Below are 24113 nucleotides of genomic sequence, written 5' to 3' on the forward strand. Positions count from 1 at the left end.
AGTCAATGTAAGGACGCCGACATGGCGGATGAACGGATGACTTTGATGGCTAAATACCGCGCGTTCGTAAAAGAATGACACCAACGCGTTATTCAGCAGGGATAGTGCTGGCCTTGGTGAGCGGTCCTTATGTATATAAGCGCAATTCCCTAATACAAAGGACTGCACAATGAACAAATATATAGCGGAATGTTTTGGGACTTTCTGGCTTGTTCTCGGTGGCTGTGGCAGCGCGGTACTGGCCGCCGCCTTTCCGGAAACCGGAATCGGCTTCGCCGGTGTCGCGCTGGCCTTTGGCTTGACCGTGCTTACCATGGCCTACGCCATCGGTCATATCTCCGGCTGTCATCTGAATCCCGCGGTGTCGGTGGGGTTGTGGGCTGGGGGGCGTTTCCCCGGCGGGCAGGTGATTCCCTATATTCTGGCTCAGGTGATCGGCGCGGTCATCGCCGGCGGCGTGCTTTACCTGATCGCCTCCGGCAAGTCGGGTTTCGACCTGGGTAGTGGTTTCGCTTCCAACGGCTACGGTGAACACTCTCCCGGCGGTTACTCCCTGATGGCGGCGGCGTTGACGGAAATCGTGATGACGGCGATGTTTCTGATCATCATCATGGGGGCGACTCATGGCCGCGCCCCACAAGGTTTCGCCCCCATCGCCATTGGCCTGGGGCTGACTCTGATCCACCTGATCAGCATTCCTGTCACCAACACATCGGTGAACCCGGCACGCAGCACCGGCGTGGCGCTATATGTTGGAGACTGGGCCACCGCTCAATTGTGGCTATTCTGGCTGGCGCCGATTATCGGCGGGGCCGTGGGCGCGCTGATCTATCGTGTCGTTATCGACGACAAGGTCTGATTCATGGCCAGGCGGTCGCGAACGTGAACCTCTTGCTCGCGGCCGCCCGCTCAGATCATGTTGGTGACCACCTTAACGGTGACGGCGGCGGCAACCAGCGTCATACCGAACAGCGCCACGGAGACAATACCCAATGCCATGGCAAACAGGACGGCGCCGCGATTTCTTTGATCCGCGCCGGCATCGCGCATGGCACGCAAATCCCGGGCTCCTACCATCCAGGCGACGATACCCAGCGGTTGGAACAACAGCAGGGCGATGACGCCGATCAGCACCAGTTCCTTCGCTTGATTCCCGTTATTGTGCGTCACGGCGGGGGCTCCGTCGCCGCGACCGATAAACGCCGCGCAGATCAACAGTGCGTAACCGCCCATGGTCAGGCTTTGACTTATGGCACCGTCGATGAGTATGAACAATTCCAGGTTGGGATCACCAGAGCCGATCAGACCAGACCCCAGTGCCAGATCCACCGATAAGGAATAAACGGCATTCAGCCAAAGCAGCAAGGCCGCTCCGATCAATAACAAGGCGGGCTTGCGAAAACGGCGGAAATACAGGCCGCCGGCAATCAATGCCATGATCGCTGGCAAGAACGTCGGCCCGGCGCCCAGAAAAGCATGGAAGAAACTCAGCATTAGTAAATTCCACTCCGAAATAGAGCTATGCTGCCATCGTAAACTCCCCGAGCAATCCAGATTGAGGCAATCAATGCAATAAGGAACCAGGCCAGAGCAATGGCGCTGACAATGACGCCAATGATCATTCCGCGCCGGCCTGCGGAATCCAAATCACCCCTGCCGATGGCTCTTAAATCCTGTACGCCCATGACCAGAGTAGTGATCGCGAAAGAAGGGAACAGGAGTAAGAATACCCAACTCAGTATCAAGGTGGTCATGCCCCGATGCCGGCTGATGTTGGCACCCTGGGATTGATCCGTTGCAAGCAAAGCCGGTGGCTTCCGGTCAACAAATACGGCAGCTACGAGCAGTAGCGTTATCGAGCCTTCCAGTAAAATAAATACAGGTAGAGAGATGGAATGCAACGCCTCCAGCGCGTCCCGATTGACCTCCTGTATGAACATTGTGCTCACTATGCCGCGCAAGATCATACTGACCAGCAAGGTGGTCCACGCCAAGGCACAGCTGAGAGTGGTTAATAGAGCGGCTGTTCTTGATCGATGAAAGAAGCGAACGGCCAGTATCAAGCCGATCGTTGCTGGAATCAGGTTAATCATGTTGCTACGCAGAACATCAATCCATGACATGGCATAATTCCGATAAAGGAAAATCACACGTTGAGTTATGGTGCGTGACAGGAAAATACCTTTTGGTGGGAATTGCGAAGTACTCGTGACGACTACCTGTTCGCTGGGGCGTCATCGTGACGCCCTTTGAGTACTTAGTATGCCCAGTTACTGTTGGCCAACGCGGCGATAAAGAACCCCACGGCGATCAAGGTAAGCACGAACAGGACAATGGCGATAATGCCTAGGATCATGCCTGCCATGGTGGTGCCCCGGCCCTCCGGATCCATACGGCCTTCACGCATGGCACGCAGATCCTGCACGCCGATCACCCAGGGGGCGATGCCAAGAGGCTGGAACACCAGCAAGGAGATCAGACCGAGCGTCAGCACAAGCGCGCCCCGATGATTCGGCGCCTGGGCCAGTTGGGGCGGGACATGGGAAAGACCCGCGCCAGAGTCTTGATCGGCATTGCCGCCGGGAGCTGATTGTCCCTGCCCGCGGCCAACGAAAGCCGCGGAGATCAGCAAAATGGTCGCGGACAATGTGAGGATGGCATACACACCACCATTGATGGCGCCGAACACCTCCCAGGACAGGGCATCGCCTACCAGAGGGATGATGAAAACCTGAGAGACAACGTTGTAGCCACCTTCCAGGAACAGCAAGACACTGGCGATGATCACCAGAAGAGCGGCTTTGCGCACCCGCTGCATGTGGATGGCGCCGAGGGTGATGCCGACAATAGCGGGTATAAGCAGGGGAAGCGCATACATAAGCGCGACCAGGGCCTGGCCTGGATCGAACATGGGAGCTCCTTCTCGTTGAAGCGGACAATGAGCGCGATGATCGCATAGGAGTGTGGATGGGCGCCAATCAGCGGGAACGGTATGCGGTTGCTCCCGGGGTTCTCTCGATGCTGATTATCTCTCGTCGGTGAGAGTAAGGGGGCCGCCTTTGTTCAGAGTTTTGGCGACTTCCCCGGCGGTTTTGCCGCCGAAGCCTTCCTCTCCGGCGGACAGTCGCAGGCTGCCTGTATCAATGACGCTCTGCAAGGTGGGGGAGGTCAGCAGATGGCCATCCACGAACAGATGGATTTGCCGGCCCACTCGGGTCCGGGTGAAATCGGCCAGAGCTTTCCGGCTTTTCGGGTCGAGCTTCACATCGATCACGTCCCGGGCCGTATCGGGTGATCTGCTCTGTTCCGCGTTCTCCACGTTCAGCCTCAGCGTTTCGGCCTGTACGGTGGTGGAAAGCAGCAACATCGGAAGACATTTCAGAATACGCATGGTTTAGTTGTCCTTCTCCAACCCATTGGTAAACGCAAGCAGGTCTCCGTCGCGGAAGACGAACAGAGCGCTTGATAGCGAATAGGGTGACTCCGCCGCCATATCGGTGGCGACCCGGCGAAGTTTGCCGAGACTCTCTTCATCCTCGCTGCCACAGATCATCAGCCTGTCGCGGGCGGGAATGGCCAGAACCGGTTCGCCGGCCACCTCCAGCCGCTCACGCCAGTGTTCGAATAACAGCGCCATGCTGGCTTCGTAGTTGGTGTCCAGGGTCACGAAGTAGCGGCCGTCACCGCCTTTCAGCTGAAGATGGGGTAGCCAATGCCGATGCAGATTGTCGAGGGCAAGCCGGTGCAGGGCCTCCCGGTCACCGCCGAATTTTTCCAACACGTCGCCGCCGGCAAAGTGCATTTGTTCTCCGAGATCTTCCACATACGTGATCAGCAGTTCGTCGTTGCCCAGAGGACGGATAAGGAAAGGCATCTGCTCGGGGGTGGCGTCGGGAAACGCCTGGCGCATCTGCTCCAGAGAGGCGTTGAGCCAGGCGCGGGTCTTGATGACCGGCAGGACCACGGCCTCGTCCTGGGTTTGTGTCACCTGATCCTGGCTGCGGATATAGGTGTGGATGATCTGATCCAGATTTTCCGGATCGTGTCGATAGGTGTCATAGGCGTTGTCCAGGAAATGGCATATTTCCCAACCGGCTTCACTGTCCCAGCGCACCGAGAAGCGATTGGTGTCATCGGATTGGATGCGCACTTCGGCGGGACCGAGAAGCTCCTTCACCGTGGCGGCATAGCGTTGCGCGAAGGCGTTCGCATCAAGCAGGTTACCGTTACCGGAAGAAGGGGGCGGCTTCTTGCCGAAAAGACGGCGGAGCAATTCCATGCTCTGACTCCTTTACCCTTGGCGGGCTTGTCGTCCTGTGGAGTGGACAGCATACGCTAAAGATGGCGTGCCTCTCAGCCATAAACTCAGAGGTCGCTACGAAACCGCTGTGGGAGCTTGCCTGCAAACGAATGGGTTCCGGCACCAAAAGATTCGCTTGCAGGCAAGCTCCCACAGCGGCTTCGTGATTCAGTGAGCAACGGCCCGGAGGGTGACCGCCATGGACGGCGGTCATAAAAAATCGTCGGGAACGATTTTTAACGTCACTTCAGTGACGGCCCGGGGGGGGACCGCCATGGATGGCGGTCATAAAAAACCCCGCGCGAGGCGGGGTCAAAAGAACAGATTCAGCGCTTGGAGCAATTACTTTTCCACGAAGGCCCGTTCAATCACGTACTCGTGGATATGGCCGCCACGGCTCTCACGGAAGCCCCAGCCGTCCAGCAGGCTGGTGAGATCCTTGAGCATGGCCGGGCTGCCGCACAGCATGAAGCGGTCTTCTTCCAGGCTGGGTTGGGGCAGACCCAGATCCTCGAAGATTTTCCCTGAGTCCATCAGATTGGTGAGCCGGCCCTGGTTACGGAACGGTTCCCGGGTGACGGTCGGGTAGTACTTCAGCTTGCCCTGGATCATGTCACCGAAGAACTCGTTGTTGGGCAGTTCGTCCTGGATCATGTCCTGGTAGGCCAGCTCGGAAACGAAGCGTACGCCGTGGGTCAGGATCACCTGGTCGAAGCGCTCGTAGATTTCCGGATCCTTGATGATGCTCAGGAACGGCGCCAAGCCGGTACCGGTGGACAGCAGCCACAGGCGTTTGCCCGGCAGCAGGTGGTCCGCCACCAGGGTGCCGGTGGGTTTGCGGCTCACATAGATCTTGTCGCCCGGCTTGATCTTCTGCAGCTGGGAAGTGAGCGGACCGTCCGGCACCTTGATGCTGAAGAACTCCAGCTCTTCCTCGTGGTTGGCGCTGGCGATGGAATAGGCGCGCAGCAGAGGACGACCATTGTCCTGCTCCAGACCGATCATGGTGAAATGGCCGTTCTTGAAGCGGAAGCCCGGGTCACGGCTGGTGGTAAAGCTGAACAGGGTGTCGTTCCAGTGCCGAACACTGGTAACCGTTTCAGTATTCAGATTCGACATAAGCTAATGCGCCTTTATTCCAAAATACTTTAATTGATGAGAATGTAACCGTTTCGCCCATATCGGTAAAATGGGTTGTACCGATATTTGATATCGACTTTGGTGATAACAATGAGATACACCCTGCGACAACTGGAGGTGTTCCTCGCCGTGGCCCATCACGAGAACGTGAGCCGGGCGGCACGGGATCTGAACATGTCTCAGTCCGCCGCCTCCGGCGCTCTCAAGGAGCTGGAAACCCAGTTCGACATCAAGCTGTTTGAACGTGCTGGTAAAAAGCTGCGGCTCAATGAACTGGGGCGTCAGCTTTGGCCCAGAGCGGAAGCTCTGTTGGGGCAGGCCCGGGATCTGGAGTCCGGTTTGCAGGCTCACCAGGAGTTGGGGCGCCTCAAGGTCGGGGCCACACTGACAATCGGTAATTACCTGGCGGTGAATATCATGGCTCGGTATATGGCGGAGCAGCCCGGAGCCCAGGTGAAACTGGAGGTGGCGAATACCGCCACCATCGTCGACCGGGTGCTGGCCTTCGATCTGGATATGGGGTTGATCGAAGGGGAAATCAACCACACCGACCTGGAGTTGCTGCCCTGGCGAGAGGACGAATTGGTGGTGTTCTGCGCTCCTGATCACCCGCTGGCGAAACAGGAAACGCTATCCGACGAAGACCTTCTGGCAGCCACCTGGATTGTACGCGAAACCGGATCGGGAACGCGACAGACCTTCGAGCGGGCCATGCACGGCCTTCTGCCCGGTCTGAAACTGTTGCTCGAATTGGAGCACACTGAAGCGATCAAACGGGCGGTGGAGGCCGGGCTGGGTATCAGTTGTCTGTCCCGGGTATCGCTGCGCGAGGCGTTTCGGCGCGGTTCCCTGGTGCCGTTGACCGTGCCGGGGCGGGATTTCAGCCGTGAGTTCTATTTTGTACTGCATCGGCAGAAATACCGCAGCCCCGGTGTTGAGCGCTGGTTGGAACTGTGCCGGCAATCGCCCGAGTAAAGATAGTGTCAGGGCCGGTAGCGCTCGCGAATCAGACCATCCAGCTTGCTCCAGGGCACGGTCAGTTCCGGCTGGCCCATGGCGTAGGGGGCGATGCTGTAAACATTGTAGAGCAACGCCACGCCCTGGTTGGTGATATGGAAATCGCCAGTTTGCAGGAAGGGCCAGGTGTCGCGAAAGTCCTTGTCGGCTTCGATGTCATCCGCCAGCCATTGTTGATGCACCTCGGCGGCGGCTTTCCAGAATGCGTCTTCCCGGCCCGGTTGTAACACGTCCTGCAATGTGGCGCGCCGCTGTTCCCGACGGTCCCAGTTCAGCAACTGCACCACCGGCATGCCATGGGCCCCACCGGTGATTTCATAGCTGTCGAGCTGCAAGGTGACCAGCCCGGCGCGCTCCCCCAGCAGCGACACTTTTGAGTTGAGCTCCCAGCCCATGCTCTCCACTTCCGCCGCTTCCCTGGCATCGGACAGGAAGCCGTCCGCCACTGCGGCGAAAGAGGGGGCCCCGTCATCGGCGCCATTGCTTAGCTGCTCAAGCAGGGTGCTTTCCAAGGCCCGGGTAAGAGGTGCGTCTTCGGGGAAGGTGAGCCACTGCAAATCCACCTTGGAGCAAGGGTCGTCCGGGCAGGATTCGCTTTCGCGGGTCAGAGTTTGCGATTTCGAGGTCAGCGGTGTGTCGCCGGGCTGCTCGGCCGGGGGCGCGGGCTGGTCCGGCTGGGCGGCCCCGCTGTTCTGGCCGGATGCCGCGCCGGATTGGGCGGGGGCGTCGCTGTCGCCACAGCCGGCGAGTAACAGTGCGAGTGTCACGGTGGGGAGCAGGAGGCGCATAACCGGGTCCTTGGTTGTGGTGGCGGAAGCCTCAGTGTGCCGCAATGCCGTAAGAGGGAAAAGGCGAGCGCAGGCTCTTACAGTCTTTTGCACGAAAGAGCTACGCAAAAGGGCACAATAGGGGCTGTGCTATAGGAGAGTTTTTATGCGTCATTCCCTGTTGATGGCGGCGACGTTGATGGTGGCGACCACCTCGCTGAGCTGGGCGCAAAGCGACACCACCGAAGGCGTCCCCAATGTGAAGCAGCCTGACAAAGAGAACGTGCAGGCGCAGTTGAACGACACCTGGCAGGAAATCCGCAACTACGGCGTGGAACAAAAGGAACGTGCTCTCGACGCGGCTCGCCGGGGGCTCGACATGCTGGACGAGAATATCGACGAGCTGCAGAAAGAGATGGACGAAGGCTGGGACACACTGTCCGAACAGGCCCGTGCGAACAAGGAGCAGGCGCTGGAGAACCTGAAGAAACAGCGCGAGGAACTGGGCAAGGAATACAGCGAACTTCAGGAAGCCACCCGTGGAAACTGGGAAGCGGCGAAGAGCCGTTTCGGTCAGGCGTGGGAGGCCGCCAAGGACGGTTGGCGGGAACTGACCAAGCCGGCGGAAAAAAGCGACGCCGAGGATGGCGGCACTATTTCCATATAAGTGTTCCGGCCCATCAAGCCCTGAGTATCGCCACAAGGCCGTTGTGGGAGCGTCAAGGGTGTAAGCGCTCTAAATGTCCGCGTAGTCCTCGCCGCCGTTGAGCCAGCGGCGCAACAAACGTTCCACCCGCCCCGGGTAGCGTTCCAACAATGTTTGAGCCAACTCGCGGGCCGGCTCCATCAGGGCTTCGTCGCGAACCAGGTCGGCGATCCGGAAGGCCAGTTCCCCGGTCTGCCGGGTCCCGAGCCATTCGCCGGGCCCACGCAGCTTCAGATCTTCCTCGGCGATGACGAAGCCGTCGGTGGTCTCCCGCATCACCGCCAGCCGCCGCTTGGCGGTCTGCGACAGCGGGGTCTGATACAGCAGCAGGCAATAGCTCTGGCCACCACCTCGGCCCACCCGGCCACGGAGCTGATGGAGCTGCGCCAGTCCCAGACGTTCCGCGTTCTCCATCACCATCAGCGTGGCATTGGGCACGTCCACGCCCACCTCGATAACCGTGGTGGCGACGAGAAGGTGCGCTTCGCCGGCGGCGAAGCGGGCCATTCGCTGCGCCTTGTCTTTTGCTTTCAGGCGGCCGTGCACCAGCTCTACGTTGAGTTCTGGCAGCGCTTCGCGCAGTGCCTCGAAGGCCGCCTCCGCCGCCTGAGCCTGTAACTCGTCGGATTCCTCGATCAGAGTGCACACCCAGTAGGCCTGGGCCCCCTCCAGACAGGCGGAGCGGATCCGGGCAATCACCTCGTCACGGCGTGAAGCGGGGAGCACCAGGGTTTGAATCGGCTTGCGCCCCGGTGGCATCTCATCAATCACCGAGGTGTCCAGATCGCCGTAGACGCTCATCGCCAGGGTGCGGGGGATTGGTGTGGCGGTAAGCGTGAGCTGGTGCGGCACCTGATTGCCGAAGCGGCCTTTCTCCCGCAGCGCCAGCCGTTGTTGCACGCCGAAGCGGTGCTGTTCGTCGATGATGATCAGACCGAGCCGCTGGAAGGCCACGGCGTCCTGGAACAATGCGTGCGTACCCACCACCATGGCGGCGCTGCCATCGGCCAGGGCGGCCAGATTTTCCCGACGCGCTTTCTGGCCCAGGCTGCCCGCCAGCCAGTGCACCGGAATCCCCAGCGGCGCCAGCCAGTGCTCGAAGTTGGCCCGGTGCTGTTCCGCCAGCAACTCGGTGGGCGCCATCAGGGCCACCTGATAGCCCGACTCGATGGCGGTCAGCGCCGCCGCCGCCGCCACCAGCGTCTTGCCTGAGCCCACGTCGCCCTGCAGTAACCGCAGCATGGGATGGTCCCGGCGCAGATCGGCGCCGATTTCGCCGATCACCCGGCTCTGCGCGCCGGTGAGCTCGAACGGCAGGCTCCGCAGCAGCTTCCGCAGCAGGCGGTCGCCATCGAGAACCGGCGCCGCCAGGGTCTTCTGTCCGGCTCGTTTGGACAGCATGCCCAATTGGTGCGCCACCATTTCTTCCATCACCAGGCGCTTCACCGCCGGGTGGTTGCCGTCCAGCAGCAGATCCACCGGGTCATCGGGGCCGGGGTGATGCAGCATTTCCAGGGCATTGGCGAGACTGGGCAGGTGGCGTTGGTCCAGCAGATCGGAAGGAATCAGTTCCTCGGGAGTGTGCTGGCGCAGGATATCCAGCGCCTGGCCGGCCAGATTGCGCAGTTGCCGCTGGCTGACACCTTCGGTGGTGGGGTAGACCGGGGTCAGCGCGCGCTCCAGCGGTGGCAGCTCCGGGCCGAGCTGATACTCGGGATGATAGAACTCCAGGCCGGCGGCGCCGGGGCGGGGCTCGCCATAGACCCGGATCGGGCGGCCTTTTTCCAGGTTATTCTTTTGCGCGGCGCTGAAGTGATAAAAGCGCAGGGCCACCAGGCCGGTACCGTCGGCCACCTTGCACAGCAGCGAGCGGCGCTTGCCGAACACCACATCGGCGGCCAGGACCTCGCCCTCGATCACCACACCCTGTTCCGGGCGCAGAGCACCGATGGGGGTGATCCGGGTACGGTCCTCGTAACGGAACGGCAGGTGGAAGAGCACGTCTTCCACCGTGCTCAAACCCAGACGTTCCAGTTTTTCCGCGGCTCTGGGGCCAACCCCCTTGAGCCGGGACAGGCCCATCTCCGCCAGTGATACCGCCATCGCTCGCTATGTCGTCGCAGTGAATGAAGGGCGGCGCGGAGAGCCGGGTCTCAGGCCGCCAGACCTTCGCGGGGTACCGCGTGGCGCAGCACTTCAATGGCCTTGGGCCGGGGGAAGCTGTCCCGCCAGACCAGGGCAATGGTGCGTGAGGGCACCGGCGCGGTGAACGGACGCACGGCAAAAGTGCTTTTGTCGTAGCCGTGCTGATACAGCGCGGAGTCCGGCAGTACCGTGATGCCCAACCCGGAAGCGACCATGTGACGCAGGGTTTCCAGGGAGCCGCCCTCGATCTGTACCAGATTGCGCTGACGCTCGGAGTTGATCGCCGGGCATAGTTCCAGCACCTGATCGCGGAAGCAGTGACCTTCGCCGAGCAGCAGCAGGGTTTCGTCCAGCAGCTGCTCCGGGCGGATGTGCTGCTGCTTGGTCCAGGGATGGCTCGCCGGCAGCAGCACGGAGAAGGATTCCTCGTACATCTTGGCCCGCACCAGGCCGCCGCCGGAGAACGGCAGAGCGACGATGATGGCATCCAGCTCCCCGCGCTCCAGCTTGCCGCGCAGCACATGAGTGTAGTTTTCCTCAATGAACAGCGGCATTTCCGGCGCTTCCGCGTGCACTCGCGGTACCAGAGTCGGGAACAAGTAAGGCGCAACGGTGAAGATGGCACCCACTCGCAGCGGCGAACCGAGCTGGTCACGCTGGCTCATCGCCATCTGCTCCAGCAAATCGGCCTGTTCCAGTACCCGTTGTGCCTGGGCCACAATAGGCTCCGCCTGGGGCGTGACCACCACTTCCCGCGGGCGGCGCTCGAACAGAGGCATGCCGAGCTGTTCCTCGAGCTTCTTGATGGCGGCGCTGAGAGTGGGCTGACTGACATTGCACACCTGGGCCGCGTGACCGAAGTGCCGCTCACGAGCCAAAGCGACCAGATAGCGAAGTTCTGTTAGCGTCATGGCAATAATATGTAGAGGCAATTGTGACCATTGTGCCCAAGAGGAAACCGATGAGCCATATCCTAATTGCCGGATTGGGAGATCTGGGCGGCGGCCTGGCGCGGGCGCTGAGTGACGAGGGTCACAGCATCAGTGCCATTCGCCGGAGTCCGCGGGCCCCCCGCGGGGTCCAAGTGTATGCCCAGGACCTGGTTCGCGATACCCCCTTGCTGCCGCCGGAGCCAGTGGATCTGCTGGTGATCGTGATGACACCGTCGGAATACTCCGAGGCCGGCTATCGGGCCGCTTATCTGACCGCCCCCGGCCGTTTGCTGGACGCTCTGGCGCAGCGCCAGCCGTTGCCGCCGACTCTGTTTGTCTCCAGCACGGCGGTATACGGCGATCTGCAAGGGGATGTGGACGAGGACACCTCGCCGGTTCCACGGCGCTATAACGGCCAGGTGATGCTGGCGGCGGAAGAAGCCATCAGCGCCCGGGCGCCGTCCACGGCGGTGCGTTTCTCAGGTATTTACGGGCCGGGCCGCACCCGTCTGTTGCGCAAGGTGGAACAGCTTAGCCAGGGACAGGACGCGCCGCCGGCGCCGGTGTGGACCAACCGTATTCACCGGGACGATTGTGTCGGCCTGCTGCACACTTTGGCCAGGCGTTGGCTGGCCGGGCAGACGGTATCGCCGGTGGTGCTGGGCACCGACAACCATCCGGTCAGCAACCTGACGGTTTACCGCTATCTGGCCGAACTGCACGGCTGGCCGCTGACGCTGGAAGAGGCCCCGCCCAGCGGCAAGCGGCTGTTCAGCCGGTTTATCGCCGAAGGCGGCTATCGCTTGCTCTATCCCGATTACCGGGAAGGGTACCGGGGGCTTTCCCAGGTCTTGTAAACATGAATCCAGAGGTCACTACGAAGCCGCTGTGGCTATCCCTGTTGGATCTCTCCGTGAGGCCCGGCCCACGGTGTAGAATGACCTCCCGCGTGGCGCCGGTTCTTGCGCGCCGCCGCGGAATCAGTAGAGTGTGCGCCTCTCGGGCCTGAAAGCATGGCCCGGGGCCGCCCGCGGCGCCTTGCCGGCGTACCGGTGGCCTGTTAAACGGAGCCCAGGCACGGTCACGCCGGGATCGGGCTCCACAATGGCCGACGCAGCGTCGGCGCATGGGAGTGAAACGATGACCGTACCCGTAGCTGTTGTAATGGGGTCTCAGTCCGACTGGGACACCATGAAAGAGGCCTGTGACGCCCTTAGCCAATTCGCGGTGGGTTGGAAAGCCCAGGTGGTGTCCGCCCACCGCACCCCCGAGCGCCTGTTCGAATTTTCCCGCAATGCCGCGGATGAGGGCTATCGCATTATCATCGCCGGTGCTGGCGGTGCCGCCCATCTGCCGGGCATGATTGCTTCCATGACGCCGCTACCGGTGCTGGGCGTGCCGGTGCAGAGCCGCGCCCTGTCCGGTCTCGACAGTCTTCTGTCCATCGTGCAAATGCCCAAGGGCGTGGCGGTGGGCACTCTGGCCATCGGTACCGCGGGGGCCTATAACGCCGGCCTGCTGGCGGCGCAGATGCTGGGCAGCCACGATGACGCGCTGCGCCAGCGCATCGCCGAGTGGAAAGCCGCCCGCGCTGATGAGGTGCTGGCCAACGCGGATCTGGGGCAGGGCTGATGAATCGGGTACTGGTATTGGGTGGAGGCCAATTGGGCCTGATGATGGCGGAAGCCGGGGCCCGGCTGGGTCTGGTGGTGGATCGTTACGATCCGGAGCGGGCCTTGTTGCTGCCGGGCACTTCCGATTTGCCGGTACCCATTGATCTGCAGACCTGCCTGGACCGCTATCCGGTGATCACCGTGGAACGGGAAGCCTTTCCCGATAGCGGCCTGTCCGCCGAGCTGGCCCGCAGCGACCGCTGTGTGGCCCGGGGTGCCCTGAAGGTCATTCCGGACCGCTTCGATCAGAAAACCATGCTCGACAAACTCGGCATTCCCACCGCCGAATGGATGAATCTGGATCGCGCCGGGGATCTGGATACCGCTATCCAGCGTTTTGGCGGGGTGGTGGTGAAAGCGCGCAGCGGCGGCTACGACGGCCGTGGTACCTGGATCCTGGACGCCGGTGACGACACTTCGGCGGTGCCGGTGGCGGAACTGGCCGGGCAGGCCATCATCGAGCGGAAGGTGCCGTTCCGGCGTGAGCTTTCCATCGTCGGAGCCCGCAATCTGCAGGGCGACACACTGTTTTACCCGCTGACCCGCAACTGGCACGTGGATGGCATTCTGCGCCTGAGCCTGGCTCCCGCCCGTGCCTGCGAGACGTTGCAGCAACCCGCCGAAGCCATGCTCAAGGGCATCATGGAAGAGCTGGGTTATGCCGGCGTAATGGCGGTGGAGTTCTTCGAGGAAGAGGGCCAGCTGGTGGTCAACGAGATCGCCCCGCGTGTGCATAATTCCGGCCACTGGACCCATGAAGGCGCTGACTGGTCGCAGTTCGACTTACACGTGCATGCCCTTGCCGGCGTGCCGTTGCACGCGGTGAACGTGCATGGTCCCACCGCCATGGTGAACCTGATCGGCACACCGTTCGACCAGGCCTGGCTGCAACATCCGGGGGTAGTGCATTGGTACGGCAAATCCGTGCGCCCCGGACGCAAACTGGGGCACGCCAATCTGGTGGCCGACACCCTGGAGGAACTGCGCGAAGGGCTGCGCGCCTGGGCCGACGTGCTGCCGGAAGGGTTCGAGGCGGTGTTGGATTCGGAACTGGGCCTTTAACGTTTCACCCTCTCCCTGCCCTTTGAGGGGGGAAGGAGAGGGTGAAAACAAAGCGATCTACTGCGTCCGGTCTCAGGGCGCCGGCCAGGGGCTCTGGCTGGCGAAATGCCGCACGGCGTTCTTTTCCCCTTCGTTGTAAGCGCTGATCGCCGCTTCCCGGTCCTCCTCCACGCTTTCCAATGTCAGCGCTTCGCCGGACATCGCTATGTGGGCCTGTTCGCGGTCGGCATCCAGTACGATGACGGTGTCACCGCCCTCGCCGCTCCATGGCATCCAGCGTGGTGGGCAGTCGCCATCGCAGCCATCGCTGGGGTCTCCTTGGCGAAGGAAGTGCTTCACATAGGTCATCATCGCGTCTTGCAGATCGCGTCGCCCCGCTTCGTTGTCCGCGGTGAACGGGTAACCGAACAGACCCTCTTCCCTGCCATGGAAGAATGAAATTTCCGCGGAGTGTCCGGCGCCATAAATGAAGTCGAAGGGTTCGGGCCCGGAACCGGGGCCGCCCCAGCGGAAATCATAGGCGAAAACGTCTTCTTGCCGTTGTGCCAGCGCCGCCGCCAGTTCGTCCACATACTTGGCGCGCCAGGCGCGGCTGCCATGGTAGCCGGCCAGCTCGTAGATCGTTCGATCCCGCTCCGTGGGCAGCACGTCGTCCAGGGTGAACGGAGCGCCGTCCGCTTTCGATTCCCCTTCCATTACGTCCTTCAGATTGAGCCAGGTGTAGTCTCCGGAAGGCTGGCCATACAGGGCTTTCACCAAGGCGCCATAAAGGGGCATGAACGCCTTTTGCTCATATTCGTTGGCGCCGATGATCACGGGCACGGAGTTGTACTCGCCAGCCCGAATGGCCGGCATCCAGCCGCCGCTGGGCACCACCACACCGTCTTCCGTGGCGCCGTAGGCGGACAGGCTGGTGTAGGCCAGGACGGCGGCGTAGTAGTCATGGGCCGGGACCTGGAACAGGTATTCGTCCAGGGTGCCATCGTCCACCATCTGCTGGCGCAGGGCGGCGGCTTCGCCGGCGTCCCCGGCGTCACCCCGGTAGCGCAGCAGATAGTCGATCTGTTCGTTGGTGAAGGCCTCGGCCTCCGCCGGCGAGCGGGTCTCCATGGCCGGGCTTTGTGCCATGGCCTTGTGGAACAGGCCTTGTGCCTGCGGTGACACCAGCAGCGTCATCACGTTGTGGCCGCCGGCGGACTCGCCGGCAATGGTGATCTGATCGGGATCGCCGCCGAAGGCCGCCACATTGTCGCGCACCCATCGCAGGGCCTGTATCTGATCCAGATTGCCGAAATTGCCGGAATCGGACAGCGGGTCGGCGCCGCCGGTCTGGACCTCCGGTTGGTAGAACCAGCCCAGCGGCCCCAGCCGGTACTGGATCACCACGACCACCGCGTCGGCGTGCAGCGCCAGGTTGCCGCCATCGTAATCCATGGCGGTGCCGAAGTTATTGGAGCCACCGTGAATCCAGACATAAACCGGCAATTGCTCCTGTTGCCAGTCAGCGCGGCTGGGTCGGTAGATATCCAGGTACAGGCAGTCTTCGTCGCCGATGATGTTTTGTGTGCGTACCCAGTGACGGGTGGTTTCCGCCTGCACGCAACGGGATGCCGGCTCGCTGGCGTCGCGCACGCCGCTCCAGCTTTCCGGCGGTTGCGGTGCGCGCCAGCGCAGGTCGTCCACTGGCGGGCGGGCATAAGGTATGCCCCGCCACACCAGCAGGGTGCCATCGACAGTGGCGTTTTCCGGCGCCCGTTGCTGGCCGGCGACCTCGCCTTGCAGCGTGGTCGCGGTCAGAGGGGGTTGTGGGGATGGTCGATCATTGCTGCTGTCACTGCCACAGCCGGTCAGGATCAGGCTGAACAGGGCCAGCAGTCCCAGGGATTTGCCATGGGGGAACATCGCTCTCTCCTTGCATTGTTGTTATGGCAGGTGTTGAGGCCCACGCCCGGACCGGGCGGGGCGGATCACGGAGGGCAATGGCCCTCCGTAAAAAGGCAAATAGGATTCGAATCAAAGGCAGGCGGGCAGGCCCGGCCGGTCCTCGGAGGTAAACTGGCAGCCGTAATCGGGATCGGCCACCACCGCCGGGTCGAGAATCTCATCCCCGGCCGGTTTCACCGAGTTCTGTTCCCAGTTGATCATGTCGGCGAAGGCGGTTTCCTGTTCTTCCTGGGTGAAATCACAGTGCCCCGGAGACCGCAGTGCCCTCTGTACCAGCCAGGTGTCGCTGCCATTGGCCGCGGCCCGCTCGCGGTAGACCTGGGCATGTCGGAACGGCACATACAGATCCCCCAGCCCTTGCAGACTGACCACCGGGATGGTGAATTCACCGTTGACCACCGGAATCCAGCGCAGACCGTCGCTGCGCGGGCCGTTGGCGGCCGGGTTCTCCTCCACTCTCAGAATGGTGTCGTTGAAGGCTTGCTCCTCGGCGGTGAGGGCCGGGTCGTTGTCGAACTGGTAGGTGACGTCGGCGTTGCCAGTGAGGTTGTCGGCGAGGATGCCGTTGACGGTGCCGTCGCGCCCGCCGGTGCCCATCACCACGCCCCAGTAGTAGGTACGAAAGCCGATATCCGCGATGGGCCGTTCGCCGCCGGAGAGATTGCGGGAGATCGCCATCATTTTCTCGCCCTCCGCCGTGGGGGTGCCCAGTGCGGCGGGAGTGGGGACCTCGTCCCACAATACCGCGTTGATGGCATCCGCATCGAAGTTGGTGGCCGGCACGCTTTCCAGCGGCGGCACACTGTTGTCCGCGGTGTGCGCCAGATGCTGGGCGGCCATGGTGAACCAGGCCAGATAGTTGAACTCAAGCGTGTCCGCCACCACGCCGCACATGGGCACGGCGCCGTCATAGTGCACGACGTTATTGGCGGTGTCGTAGGTTTCCTGCTCGATGGCGGCGGCGGTGACGTGGCCGCCCATGGAATGGCCGGTGATGTAGATCTTGCTCGGCGTATCCAGCTCGCGGCCGTTGGCGCTGGCGATCTCGTTGAACGCCAGCGCCAGTTCGTTGGTGTCCTCGACGCCGGTTCGTACGTCATAGTAGTTGGTGGAGTAGCTGGAGGCCGCCCAGGCGTAGCCGTTGTCCAGGAACCAGCCCCGCAGGCTCGGATTGGAAACGGTCAAGGTCTCGCCCTCGCCGCGATAACCGTGGGCATACATCACCAGTTTGCCGTTCCAGTTTTCCGGCACTTCCATCCGGTAACCGGCGCCGTTGGGCCGCACGCCCCACCAGCGGCTGGCGCTGTCGTGCCCTTCCAGGGCCTCGAATGGCAGGCTGGCTTCGTCCGCCGTGAAAGTACGCTGATCCTGGACGCGGCTGGGTTCGCTCGGCGCCGGGTCCCGGTCGCTGTCACCGCCGCAGGCGGCGATGCTGGCCGCGAGCAAGCCTATGGCCAGAGGTTTAAGAAATATAACGGAATGCGAGTCCATCTGGTGTCTCCCTTTCTTTATTGGTGTTATATAAGTAATCGTTCATTGTGTTTCGCTATGCGGAATAGTCTTTCTATAAAGCGAAACGCACTCAATATGAGAGGCGGTTACGATGGCGTCAACCTGTGAAAGGGAAGAGGTGGGACCTGAATCGCAAAGCGTCGCCGAATCACAAACGGCGGGGCGGGATCGACCCGAAGGGGGCGGCTGAGCCCCCCCTCCGCGAGCCGGCTTTAAGTTAGAAATCCACGCGTTGCATTGCCAGATCGGTGATCTGAACGGTGCCGGCGACGGTTTGGTCGAACACCAGCTCCACCGCGTTGAGGCTGGTGAAGTCCACGCCCTCGAAGGCGGTAAGGGGAATGGCAACGGAGTTCAAGGTGGTTTTTTGCGAGCCGTGATTGGCATCGTCATAGAAAGTGTGACCCGGCGGATAGAACAGTCCGTTGCCGTAATCGCTGGCGGCCACGGCGGCGCGGTTACCGTCCATGTCCTCGAGCACCACCTGGAAGTCCTGGCCGTCCGTATTGTCAGTGTCGCCATGCGAGATGCCGACGCGTACCGATAACACCTGATAGTCCGTGGCGTCGGTGCCCAGCAGCTCGGAGCGGTACGTGGCGGCGGTATCCCAGACCATGAACAACTGCTCGGCGATATTGAAGGTCGGCGTGGCCACGTCACAGCCTTCCCCGGGCCGGCCGTTGGTTTGACAGATGCCGAAGCGGGAGAAGCCGTCGAATCGCACCGCGCCACCGAGATTGTTGGTGGTCAGGCTGGCCGGATCCAGGGTGTCGTCGATGACCAGTCGCTGCCCGGCGGGTGCGTGCACGCTGAGCAGAAAGCGGTCGTCGCAGGGTGCTTCACCGGCTGGACAGAGTGTCTCCGGCACAGGCGTCTGGCCATTCCAATAGGCACCGAACTCCTCTTCGCCACCGATGAAATAGCGAAAGAAGGAAGCGATGAAAAACAGCCCGTGAGCTTGCTGCATTTCCGGCGTGTCGCGGCCGTTGCCGGCGGCGTTCTCACCACACCAGGGATCATCGCCGTCGCTGTCCAGGATGGTCCAGTCGTCCGGGCGGGTATCGGTGGTCCAGACGGTATTGTAATAGTTGTGGTTGGCGCCCATCGGAATCAACTGGAATTTGGCATAGGGGTCGTTGTCCACGGCGTAGCGGCTGGTGTCGTAGGCAAAGTTGCCCATCAGATCTTCCACGTCGCCGTCACAATAGCCGGCCAGGGACAGGAAGTTCACGTTGCTGACGGTCTGAGTGTTGTAATCGGTGGGGGCCAGGGCGAACACCGCGGTGATGTTGTGAGGCTCGGGCTGGGCGCGGTTATACAGCACGGTCTGGTTGACTCCCTCGCCGCCACGGGAATGCCCCATGATGCCGATCCGGCTCATGTCCAGCTTGCCCACCAGATTGTCCAGACCGTTGCCGCCGGCCTGATTGATGGTGCGGAACTCATCCAGATGGCGGACCACCAGCATGGCTCGGGCCAGGGCGCCGGTATCGCCGTTGCCCGGGCTGCTGTCATGGTCGTTGATATCGTTGGCGTCCACGGAAATGACGGCGTAGCCGTGGCTGGCCAGATTTTCGGAGATGTACTGGTAACCACGATAGCTGGGGATCGGGTTGTCGCAGTCGTCATCGTCGATGCCGCGGCCGTCATAACAAGTGCCATGGCGGCCATGCAGGAACAGCACCAGCGGGAACGGGCCGGCTTCGCCCTCCGGGTACTGAATATAACCGTGAATATTGGTTTCGTAGCTATCGCTATTCTTGTTGTCCACGACGGTCATGCGGCCGAACTGGTATTCATTCTCCGATACGCCATAGGCGCCGGTGGTGGCGGCATCGGCGGCCACCGTATTGGTGATCGGGTCCGGTTCAGTCTTGGCCGCCGGCGGAGGGTTGTCGGAGGAACTGTCGCCGCCACAACCACTAAGAACCAAAGAGATGGAAAGATAAAGTGCTCCCGCACCCTTGAGTGACAAGGGCGACATGCTGATGCTCATGCTGTTTTTCCCCTTTTGCTGATAACGGCAAGCGTCCCAGGAGGACCAGACCGATAAGGCAATAGAGATGCCATTTCCTGACCGGTGTCAGGGGAAAACAAACTGAGGAGTAGGTAAGGTTTTGTTTTAAAAGTGGATTCCGTTTTCGAGAAAACCAGGGGTGCCGTTTATCAACGAGATGGGAGAGGGCGGGGGAAAAGTAATCGCGGTGCAAGCCGGTGCAGCGGAACTGGAAAGGGGCATCCGCTAGGATGCCCCTGATTAAAAGCGGTGCGGGAATAGTGCCTCTGAATCGATCAGGCGATATCCATGATGCCGTCCATTTCCACCCCGGCGCCTTTCGGCAGGGCGGCCACGCCGATGGCGGCGCGGGCGGGGTAAGGCTGCTGGAAGTAACTGGCCATGACCTCATTGACCAACGCGAAATGGCTGAGGTCGGTAAGGAAGATGTTGAGTTTGACGATGTCCTGCAGGCCGCCACCAGCGGCTTCGCAGACCGCCGCCAGATTGTCGAAGACGCGGCGGATCTGGGCTTCCATGTCGCCTTCCACCAACGTCATAGTGGCGGGGTCCAGCGGAATCTGGCCGGACAGGTACACCGTGGAACCGGCCTTGATGGCCTGGGAATAGGTGCCGATGGCCGCCGGCGCCCGGTCGGTATTGATTACGGAACGATTGGACATGGTAGTTCAGTACTTGAGTGTGAATGACGGCGCCCCGACTGCCCGGTGACGCTCAGAAAGAAGCTATGCTGGCACGGGGGGCCAGGAGGCGCAATAGACCTGCGGCCTGGCCGGCAACTATGTATTCAGGGGTAACTGCATAGCCGCCGCCCGGACCACGCGCCTACGGCGGCTGGGTAGTCCGTTTCACAGCGAATTGCGGGACAACGGAGCCCCTTGATGAGGCGTACCCTTTATAATGGCGTCACTGAAGCCGCTGTTTGACCGTCCCGCCATGCCTGTGTGTCCCTGCCAATCCGGCCTCGATTACGAGCAATGCTGCCAGCCCCTGCACCGGGGTGCTCCGGCGCCCTCGCCCGAAGCGCTGATGCGCTCCCGCTACAGCGCGTTTGTCCTCAACGATGCGGCCTACGTAAAGGCCTCCTGGCACCCGGCTACCCGGCCCGCGCCGCTGACACTGGAAGACGGTGATCAATGGCTCGGCCTGACCGTGCTGGACAGCCATCAGGAGGGGGAGGATGGATGGGTGCATTTCCGCGCTACCTGCCGTGAGGGTGACGGCTTCGCGGTGTTGGAAGAGCGGTCACGTTTTCTGCGCGAAGACGGCCGCTGGTTCTATCTCGATGGAGAACACGACGTGCGGCCGCTTAAACCCGGCAGGAACGACCCGTGCCCCTGCGGCAGTGGCAAAAAGCATAAGAAGTGCTGTGGGTGAAAGGTCTGCCGCGAAGCCGCTGTGGGAGCTTGCCTGCAAGCGAATGGGGCTCATCAGGCGGTTTGTAATATTCGCTTGCAGGCAAGCTCCTACAGCGGTTGCGTAGTTGGGGCTGCGGGAAAAGCCCTACAGACGGTGAATGCGAACGATGTTATCCAGCACACGCAGGCGTTTAATAATGCGCGCCAGGTGGATGCGGTCCTTCACCGTGAGAGTGACATTGAGAAGGGATAGCGTGGGGTCCTTGTCGGACATGTCGATGGTATCGATGTTGGAGCCCAGTTCGGTGACGCTGTTGGCCAGAGTGGCGAGGACGCCGCGCTTGTTGACCAGTTCAATGCGCAGGCCAGCGGTGAATTCCTGCTCCGCCTCCCGCTCCCAGCTCAGAGCGATGCATTTTTCCGGTGCGTTGCGCATCTCCGCCAGCAGATTCTTGCAGGTATCGCGATGCACCACGATGCCCCGTCCGGCACTGAGATGCCCGAGGATGGTATCGCCGGGTAGCGGGTAGCAGCACTTGGCGTAGGTCACCATCAGGCCTTCGCTGCCACGAATCGCCAGCGGCCGCCGGTCGTCCTCTTCCTGCCGGGCCTCACCATGGTTGCCCATCATCTTGCGGGCCACCAGCGGCGCCAGCCGGTTGCCCATGCCGATGTCTTCCAGCAGCTCGTCCAGGCTGTGCTGGTCGTTGCTGTCCAACTCGGCGCGGATCACCGTTTCCGGCAGATGCTCAAGGCTGCTCTCATAGCCCGCCAGGGCCTTGTCCAACAGGCGTTGTCCCAGTTCCCGGGCGTCTTCCCGCCGCTGCTGCTTGAGGAAGTGGCGAATGTTGGAGCGGGCCTTGCCGGTGACGACGAAGTTGAGCCAGGCCGGATTGGGGGTGGCGTTGGGGGCGGTGATGATCTTCACCGTTTGCCCGGACTCCAGCGGCGTGGACAGCGCCGCCAGCTTGCCGTCCACCCGCGCCGCCACGCAACGGTTGCCCACCTTGGTGTGCACGGCGTAGGCGAAGTCCACCGGAGTGGCGCCGGCGGGGAGCTCCTTGATATCGCCTTTGGGCGTGAACACGTAGGCTTCGTCGGGGAACAGGTCCACTTTGACGTTCTCGATGAACTCCATCGAGTTGCCCGCCTTCTGCTGCATCTCCAGCAGCCGCTGCATCCAGGATTGTGCCCGGGTGTGGGTCGGGGAGCCCGGCTTCTCCTCGGTCTTGTACAGCCAGTGGGCGGCGATGCCGTTGTTGGCCATCGCTTCCATTTCCTCGGTGCGGATCTGGATTTCCAGCGGAATCCCGGAGTGGGCCTTCAGAGTGGTATGCAGGGACTGGTAGCCGTTGGCCTTGGGAATGGCCACGTAGTCCTTGAACCGGCCCGGGATGGGAATGAAGTAGTTGTGCACCGCGCCGAGCACCCGGTAGCAAGTGTCCACGCGGTCGACGATGATACGGAAGCCAAACACGTCCATGATTTCCGAGAACGGTTTGTGCTGCTCCTTCATCTTGTTGTAGATGCTATAAAGGTGCTTCTCGCGCCCCAGCACCCGGGCCTCGATGCCTTCCTGCTGCAGGCAGTGTTCGATGCTGGTCTTGATCGACGAGAGGATCTCCTTGCGGTTGCCCCGGGCGGAGCGCACCGCCTGACCGATCAGCCGGGCCCGCATCGGATGGATGGCGTGGAAGGCCAGGTCCTCGTACTCCACGCGCATGTTGTACATGCCCAGGCGGAAGGCGATGGGCGCGTAGATCTCCAGGGTTTCGGTGGCGATACGGCGTCGTTTGTCGGGGTTCATCACATGCAGCGTGCGCATGTTGTGCAGGCGGTCGGCGAGTTTCACCAGGATCACGCGGATGTCCCGCGTCATTGCCAGGATCATCTTGCGCAGATTCTCCGCCTGCTGTTCCGCTTTGGACTCGAACTTGATCTGGGCGATTTTGGAGACGCCGTCGACCAGTTCCGCCACCTCCTCGCTGAATTCCGTCGCCAGCTGTTCCTTGGAGACGCCGGTATCCTCGATCACATCGTGCAGCATGGCCGCCATCAGAGAGGCGTGGTCCATGTGCATATCGGTGAGAATGTTGGCCACCGCCAGCGGATGCGTGATGTATGGGTCCCCGGTCCGTCGATACTGGCCCTCGTGGGCGGTCTCGGCGAAATAGTAGGCGCGCACCACCGGGGCGATCTGCTCGTCCGTCAGGTAGCTGCGCAAACGTTTTTCCAGGTTATGGATGGTGGACAAGGGCTCTCATCACGCCGCCAGGGCGAATCCATGTATGCAAAGGACGCGTCATGCATCCGCGCTGATCATCGCGGTATGCGGTATACAGTCCTAGCTTAAGGTTTGCCGCGACAATTTGTCTACGTTATTGCCGTGAGTCATTGAAAAGGCAAAGCTTTTTGCCTTGATAGGCGGAGACTATGAAAAAGCGGGCAAAGACTGGGGGCAAAGAGAAAGGCGCGGCCGGGGCTGTGCCCGGCCGGAGCAGCGGCGTTATTCGCCGAAGGAACGGGTCAGCAGCGCCAGGTCATCGACCTCGCTGTCGTGTTCCAGGGCGGCGGCATCCAGGCTTTCGCCGGTCACGTGACCATCGGCGATTTCGCGCAGGGCCACCACGGTGGGCTTGTCGTTCTCCCAGGCCACCCGCGGCTCTTTGCCGCCGGTCTGCAGCTGACGGGCGCGCCGGCTGGATACCAGTACCAGCTCAAAGCGGTTGTCCAGCTTTTCCAGGCAATCTTCTACGGTTACACGGGCCACGGTGTTCTCCTCCGGTTGGTCTCAATCGACCAGACATAAGGGCGGGGATTTTACCGGGTTTCGCTATCGGACAACAAGTCCGCCAGTACCGCCGCCTGGCGCACTGCCTGGCGGTGGGTGGTCAACCGGCGGGCCTCGACAATGGCGGCCAGCTCATGCAGGGCGCGTTCGAAGTTGTCGTTGACCACCAGATAATCGAATTCGCCATAGTGGCTCATCTCCTCCCGGGCCCCGGCCAGGCGCTTGCGGATCACCTCGTCGTCATCGGAGGCGCGGCTGCGCAGACGCTGCTCCAGCGTCTTCAGGCATGGCGGCAGAATGAAGATGCTGACCGCCTCCGGCATCTGCCGGCGGACCTGGGCGGCGCCCTGCCAGTCGATCTCCAGAATTACGTCTTCGCCGTTGCGCAGGGTGTCGGAAACCCAGTCGGCGCTGGTGCCATAGAGGTTGCCGAACACCTCGGCGTGTTCCAGAAACCGGCCCTGCTCCACCAGCCTGACGAATGATTCGCGTTTGATGAAGTGGTAGTTCACACCATCGGTTTCGCCGTCACGGCGGTCGCGGGTGGTGTGGGAAATGGAAATCCTCAGACGCGGCAGCTTTTCCACCAGTGCCGCCACCAGAGAAGTCTTGCCGGCGCCGGAGGGTGCGGAAACGATGTACAGGGTGCCAATGTCGGCCATAACGTATATTCCTGTTTCTCGGGATGCGGGTAGGGTCGGAGGCAACGGGTACCCCTGCCGGACTTGCCGCGAAAACGGGCATTATAG

The 24113-nt window shown here is 61.7% G+C and carries 23 protein-coding genes; 7 read left to right on the forward strand and 16 right to left on the reverse strand.

The window, feature by feature from the left end; genetic code table 11:
• The first annotated feature begins 169 nt into the window (after nucleotides 1-169).
• Nucleotides 170-859, forward strand: a complete 690-nt coding sequence (gene aqpZ / locus RYH70_RS00705; RefSeq protein WP_022996618.1) for an aquaporin Z — start codon at nucleotides 170-172, stop codon at nucleotides 857-859.
• Between the two features lie 50 nt (nucleotides 860-909).
• Here the strand turns inward: aqpZ and RYH70_RS00710 are convergent, their stop codons facing one another.
• The 6 genes from RYH70_RS00710 to RYH70_RS00735 form a co-directional block, all read right to left on the reverse strand.
• Entirely contained in the window at nucleotides 910-1494 is a 585-nt protein-coding gene (locus RYH70_RS00710) for a hypothetical protein (protein ID WP_026948863.1), read from the reverse strand.
• A complete protein-coding gene (locus RYH70_RS00715; RefSeq protein ID WP_026948864.1) occupies nucleotides 1494-2123 on the reverse strand; it encodes a hypothetical protein in 630 nt (209 codons plus the stop codon). Before RYH70_RS00715 ends, RYH70_RS00710 begins: the two co-directional genes overlap by 1 nt.
• A 134-nt stretch (nucleotides 2124-2257) precedes the next feature.
• Nucleotides 2258-2911: a hypothetical protein gene (locus RYH70_RS00720; RefSeq protein WP_080530147.1), complete on the reverse strand. Its 654-nt coding sequence runs from the start codon at nucleotides 2909-2911 to the stop codon at nucleotides 2258-2260.
• 114 nt (nucleotides 2912-3025) lie between these two features.
• Complete coding sequence (locus tag RYH70_RS00725) at nucleotides 3026-3391, reverse strand: SecDF P1 head subdomain-containing protein (RefSeq protein ID WP_080530148.1); 366 nt, start codon at nucleotides 3389-3391, stop codon at nucleotides 3026-3028.
• Between the two features lie 3 nt (nucleotides 3392-3394).
• Nucleotides 3395-4279: a DUF1444 family protein gene (locus RYH70_RS00730; RefSeq protein WP_317009623.1), complete on the reverse strand. Its 885-nt coding sequence runs from the start codon at nucleotides 4277-4279 to the stop codon at nucleotides 3395-3397.
• 363 nt (nucleotides 4280-4642) lie between these two features.
• Nucleotides 4643-5419, reverse strand: coding sequence for a ferredoxin--NADP reductase (locus RYH70_RS00735; protein ID WP_022996612.1), 777 nt, complete (start codon nucleotides 5417-5419; stop codon nucleotides 4643-4645).
• Between the two features lie 111 nt (nucleotides 5420-5530).
• Between RYH70_RS00735 and RYH70_RS00740 the strand changes: the two genes are divergently transcribed.
• Nucleotides 5531-6415 carry a LysR family transcriptional regulator gene (locus tag RYH70_RS00740; protein WP_022996611.1) on the forward strand — a complete coding sequence of 295 codons (885 nt, stop codon included), beginning with the start codon at nucleotides 5531-5533 and terminating at the stop codon, nucleotides 6413-6415.
• An 8-nt stretch (nucleotides 6416-6423) separates the two neighbouring features.
• Here RYH70_RS00740 and RYH70_RS00745 read toward each other — a convergent pair whose 3' ends face one another.
• Nucleotides 6424-7245, reverse strand: a complete 822-nt coding sequence (locus RYH70_RS00745; RefSeq protein WP_063140642.1) for a DUF3298 and DUF4163 domain-containing protein — start codon at nucleotides 7243-7245, stop codon at nucleotides 6424-6426.
• 145 nt (nucleotides 7246-7390) lie between these two features.
• On the opposite strand from RYH70_RS00745, the gene RYH70_RS00750 reads away from it, so the two are divergent.
• The gene (locus RYH70_RS00750) at nucleotides 7391-7891 is read left to right on the forward strand and encodes a sll1863 family stress response protein (RefSeq protein ID WP_022996609.1); all 501 of its coding nucleotides are present in this window, start codon (nucleotides 7391-7393) and stop codon (nucleotides 7889-7891) included.
• A 69-nt stretch (nucleotides 7892-7960) separates the two neighbouring features.
• Here the strand turns inward: RYH70_RS00750 and recG are convergent, their stop codons facing one another.
• Nucleotides 7961-10033 carry an ATP-dependent DNA helicase RecG gene (recG, locus tag RYH70_RS00755; RefSeq protein WP_116027462.1) on the reverse strand — a complete coding sequence of 691 codons (2073 nt, stop codon included), beginning with the start codon at nucleotides 10031-10033 and terminating at the stop codon, nucleotides 7961-7963.
• 50 nt (nucleotides 10034-10083) lie between these two features.
• Nucleotides 10084-10986: a hydrogen peroxide-inducible genes activator gene (locus RYH70_RS00760; RefSeq protein ID WP_022996607.1), complete on the reverse strand. Its 903-nt coding sequence runs from the start codon at nucleotides 10984-10986 to the stop codon at nucleotides 10084-10086.
• A gap of 50 nt (nucleotides 10987-11036) precedes the next feature.
• On the opposite strand from RYH70_RS00760, the gene RYH70_RS00765 reads away from it, so the two are divergent.
• The 3 genes from RYH70_RS00765 (at nucleotide 11037) to RYH70_RS00775 (ending at nucleotide 13742) form a co-directional block, all read left to right on the forward strand.
• Nucleotides 11037-11864 carry an NAD-dependent epimerase/dehydratase family protein gene (locus tag RYH70_RS00765; protein WP_317009624.1) on the forward strand — a complete coding sequence of 276 codons (828 nt, stop codon included), beginning with the start codon at nucleotides 11037-11039 and terminating at the stop codon, nucleotides 11862-11864.
• Between the two features lie 283 nt (nucleotides 11865-12147).
• On the forward strand, nucleotides 12148-12639 hold the full coding sequence (gene purE, locus RYH70_RS00770) for a 5-(carboxyamino)imidazole ribonucleotide mutase (RefSeq protein ID WP_026948870.1): 492 nt from the start codon (nucleotides 12148-12150) through the stop codon (nucleotides 12637-12639).
• Nucleotides 12639-13742, forward strand: coding sequence for a 5-(carboxyamino)imidazole ribonucleotide synthase (locus RYH70_RS00775; protein WP_317009625.1), 1104 nt, complete (start codon nucleotides 12639-12641; stop codon nucleotides 13740-13742). The genes purE and RYH70_RS00775 overlap by 1 nt, the downstream gene beginning before the upstream one ends.
• Nucleotides 13743-13814: 72 nt before the next feature.
• On the opposite strand, the gene RYH70_RS00780 is transcribed toward RYH70_RS00775, so the two are convergent.
• The 4 genes from RYH70_RS00780 to RYH70_RS00795 form a co-directional block, all read right to left on the reverse strand.
• Nucleotides 13815-15644, reverse strand: coding sequence for a carboxylesterase/lipase family protein (locus RYH70_RS00780; protein ID WP_026948872.1), 1830 nt, complete (start codon nucleotides 15642-15644; stop codon nucleotides 13815-13817).
• A 111-nt stretch (nucleotides 15645-15755) separates the two neighbouring features.
• The gene (locus RYH70_RS00785) at nucleotides 15756-17177 is read right to left on the reverse strand and encodes an alpha/beta hydrolase family protein (protein ID WP_233917208.1); all 1422 of its coding nucleotides are present in this window, start codon (nucleotides 17175-17177) and stop codon (nucleotides 15756-15758) included.
• Nucleotides 17178-17415: 238 nt separating this feature from the next.
• Complete coding sequence (locus RYH70_RS00790; protein ID WP_317009626.1) at nucleotides 17416-19194, reverse strand: poly(ethylene terephthalate) hydrolase family protein; 1779 nt, start codon at nucleotides 19192-19194, stop codon at nucleotides 17416-17418.
• A gap of 296 nt (nucleotides 19195-19490) precedes the next feature.
• Nucleotides 19491-19877 (reverse strand): RidA family protein, encoded by a 387-nt coding sequence (locus RYH70_RS00795; RefSeq protein ID WP_022996600.1) that lies wholly within the window; start codon nucleotides 19875-19877, stop codon nucleotides 19491-19493.
• Between the two features lie 238 nt (nucleotides 19878-20115).
• Here RYH70_RS00795 and RYH70_RS00800 point away from each other — a divergent pair, with 238 nt between their 5' ends.
• Entirely contained in the window at nucleotides 20116-20592 is a 477-nt protein-coding gene (locus RYH70_RS00800) for a YchJ family protein (RefSeq protein WP_233917210.1), read from the forward strand.
• Nucleotides 20593-20718: 126 nt separating this feature from the next.
• On the opposite strand, the gene spoT is transcribed toward RYH70_RS00800, so the two are convergent.
• The 3 genes from spoT to gmk form a co-directional block, all read right to left on the reverse strand.
• Nucleotides 20719-22827 (reverse strand): bifunctional GTP diphosphokinase/guanosine-3',5'-bis pyrophosphate 3'-pyrophosphohydrolase, encoded by a 2109-nt coding sequence (spoT, locus tag RYH70_RS00805; RefSeq protein ID WP_262459930.1) that lies wholly within the window; start codon nucleotides 22825-22827, stop codon nucleotides 20719-20721.
• Nucleotides 22828-23079: 252 nt separating this feature from the next.
• Nucleotides 23080-23343, reverse strand: coding sequence for a DNA-directed RNA polymerase subunit omega (rpoZ, locus tag RYH70_RS00810; RefSeq protein WP_014992535.1), 264 nt, complete (start codon nucleotides 23341-23343; stop codon nucleotides 23080-23082).
• A 50-nt stretch (nucleotides 23344-23393) separates the two neighbouring features.
• On the reverse strand, nucleotides 23394-24026 hold the full coding sequence (gmk, locus tag RYH70_RS00815; RefSeq protein ID WP_097059054.1) for a guanylate kinase: 633 nt from the start codon (nucleotides 24024-24026) through the stop codon (nucleotides 23394-23396).
• Nucleotides 24027-24113 lie beyond the last annotated feature (87 nt).

The organism is Alloalcanivorax xenomutans (genome assembly GCF_032810065.1).
GTDB lineage: Bacteria > Pseudomonadota > Gammaproteobacteria > Pseudomonadales > Alcanivoracaceae > Alloalcanivorax > Alloalcanivorax xenomutans.

Coding starts and splice junctions, on each gene's coding strand:
- RYH70_RS00740 (WP_022996611.1), top strand. CDS start 5,531: ATGAGATACACCCTGCGACAACTGGAGGTGTTCCTCGCCGTGGCCCAT.
- RYH70_RS00765 (WP_317009624.1), top strand. CDS start 11,037: ATGAGCCATATCCTAATTGCCGGATTGGGAGATCTGGGCGGCGGCCTG.
- RYH70_RS00725 (WP_080530148.1), bottom strand. CDS start 3,391: ATGCGTATTCTGAAATGTCTTCCGATGTTGCTGCTTTCCACCACCGTA.
- gmk (WP_097059054.1), bottom strand. CDS start 24,026: ATGGCCGACATTGGCACCCTGTACATCGTTTCCGCACCCTCCGGCGCC.
- purE (WP_026948870.1), top strand. CDS start 12,148: ATGACCGTACCCGTAGCTGTTGTAATGGGGTCTCAGTCCGACTGGGAC.
- RYH70_RS00775 (WP_317009625.1), top strand. CDS start 12,639: ATGAATCGGGTACTGGTATTGGGTGGAGGCCAATTGGGCCTGATGATG.
- RYH70_RS00735 (WP_022996612.1), bottom strand. CDS start 5,419: ATGTCGAATCTGAATACTGAAACGGTTACCAGTGTTCGGCACTGGAAC.
- RYH70_RS00750 (WP_022996609.1), top strand. CDS start 7,391: ATGCGTCATTCCCTGTTGATGGCGGCGACGTTGATGGTGGCGACCACC.
- RYH70_RS00715 (WP_026948864.1), bottom strand. CDS start 2,123: ATGTCATGGATTGATGTTCTGCGTAGCAACATGATTAACCTGATTCCA.
- RYH70_RS00795 (WP_022996600.1), bottom strand. CDS start 19,877: ATGTCCAATCGTTCCGTAATCAATACCGACCGGGCGCCGGCGGCCATC.
- aqpZ (WP_022996618.1), top strand. CDS start 170: ATGAACAAATATATAGCGGAATGTTTTGGGACTTTCTGGCTTGTTCTC.
- RYH70_RS00780 (WP_026948872.1), bottom strand. CDS start 15,644: ATGTTCCCCCATGGCAAATCCCTGGGACTGCTGGCCCTGTTCAGCCTG.
- RYH70_RS00745 (WP_063140642.1), bottom strand. CDS start 7,245: ATGCGCCTCCTGCTCCCCACCGTGACACTCGCACTGTTACTCGCCGGC.
- recG (WP_116027462.1), bottom strand. CDS start 10,033: ATGGCGGTATCACTGGCGGAGATGGGCCTGTCCCGGCTCAAGGGGGTT.
- RYH70_RS00710 (WP_026948863.1), bottom strand. CDS start 1,494: ATGCTGAGTTTCTTCCATGCTTTTCTGGGCGCCGGGCCGACGTTCTTG.
- RYH70_RS00720 (WP_080530147.1), bottom strand. CDS start 2,911: ATGTTCGATCCAGGCCAGGCCCTGGTCGCGCTTATGTATGCGCTTCCC.
- RYH70_RS00790 (WP_317009626.1), bottom strand. CDS start 19,194: ATGAGCATCAGCATGTCGCCCTTGTCACTCAAGGGTGCGGGAGCACTT.
- RYH70_RS00730 (WP_317009623.1), bottom strand. CDS start 4,279: ATGGAATTGCTCCGCCGTCTTTTCGGCAAGAAGCCGCCCCCTTCTTCC.
- RYH70_RS00760 (WP_022996607.1), bottom strand. CDS start 10,986: ATGACGCTAACAGAACTTCGCTATCTGGTCGCTTTGGCTCGTGAGCGG.
- RYH70_RS00785 (WP_233917208.1), bottom strand. CDS start 17,177: ATGGACTCGCATTCCGTTATATTTCTTAAACCTCTGGCCATAGGCTTG.
- RYH70_RS00800 (WP_233917210.1), top strand. CDS start 20,116: ATGGCGTCACTGAAGCCGCTGTTTGACCGTCCCGCCATGCCTGTGTGT.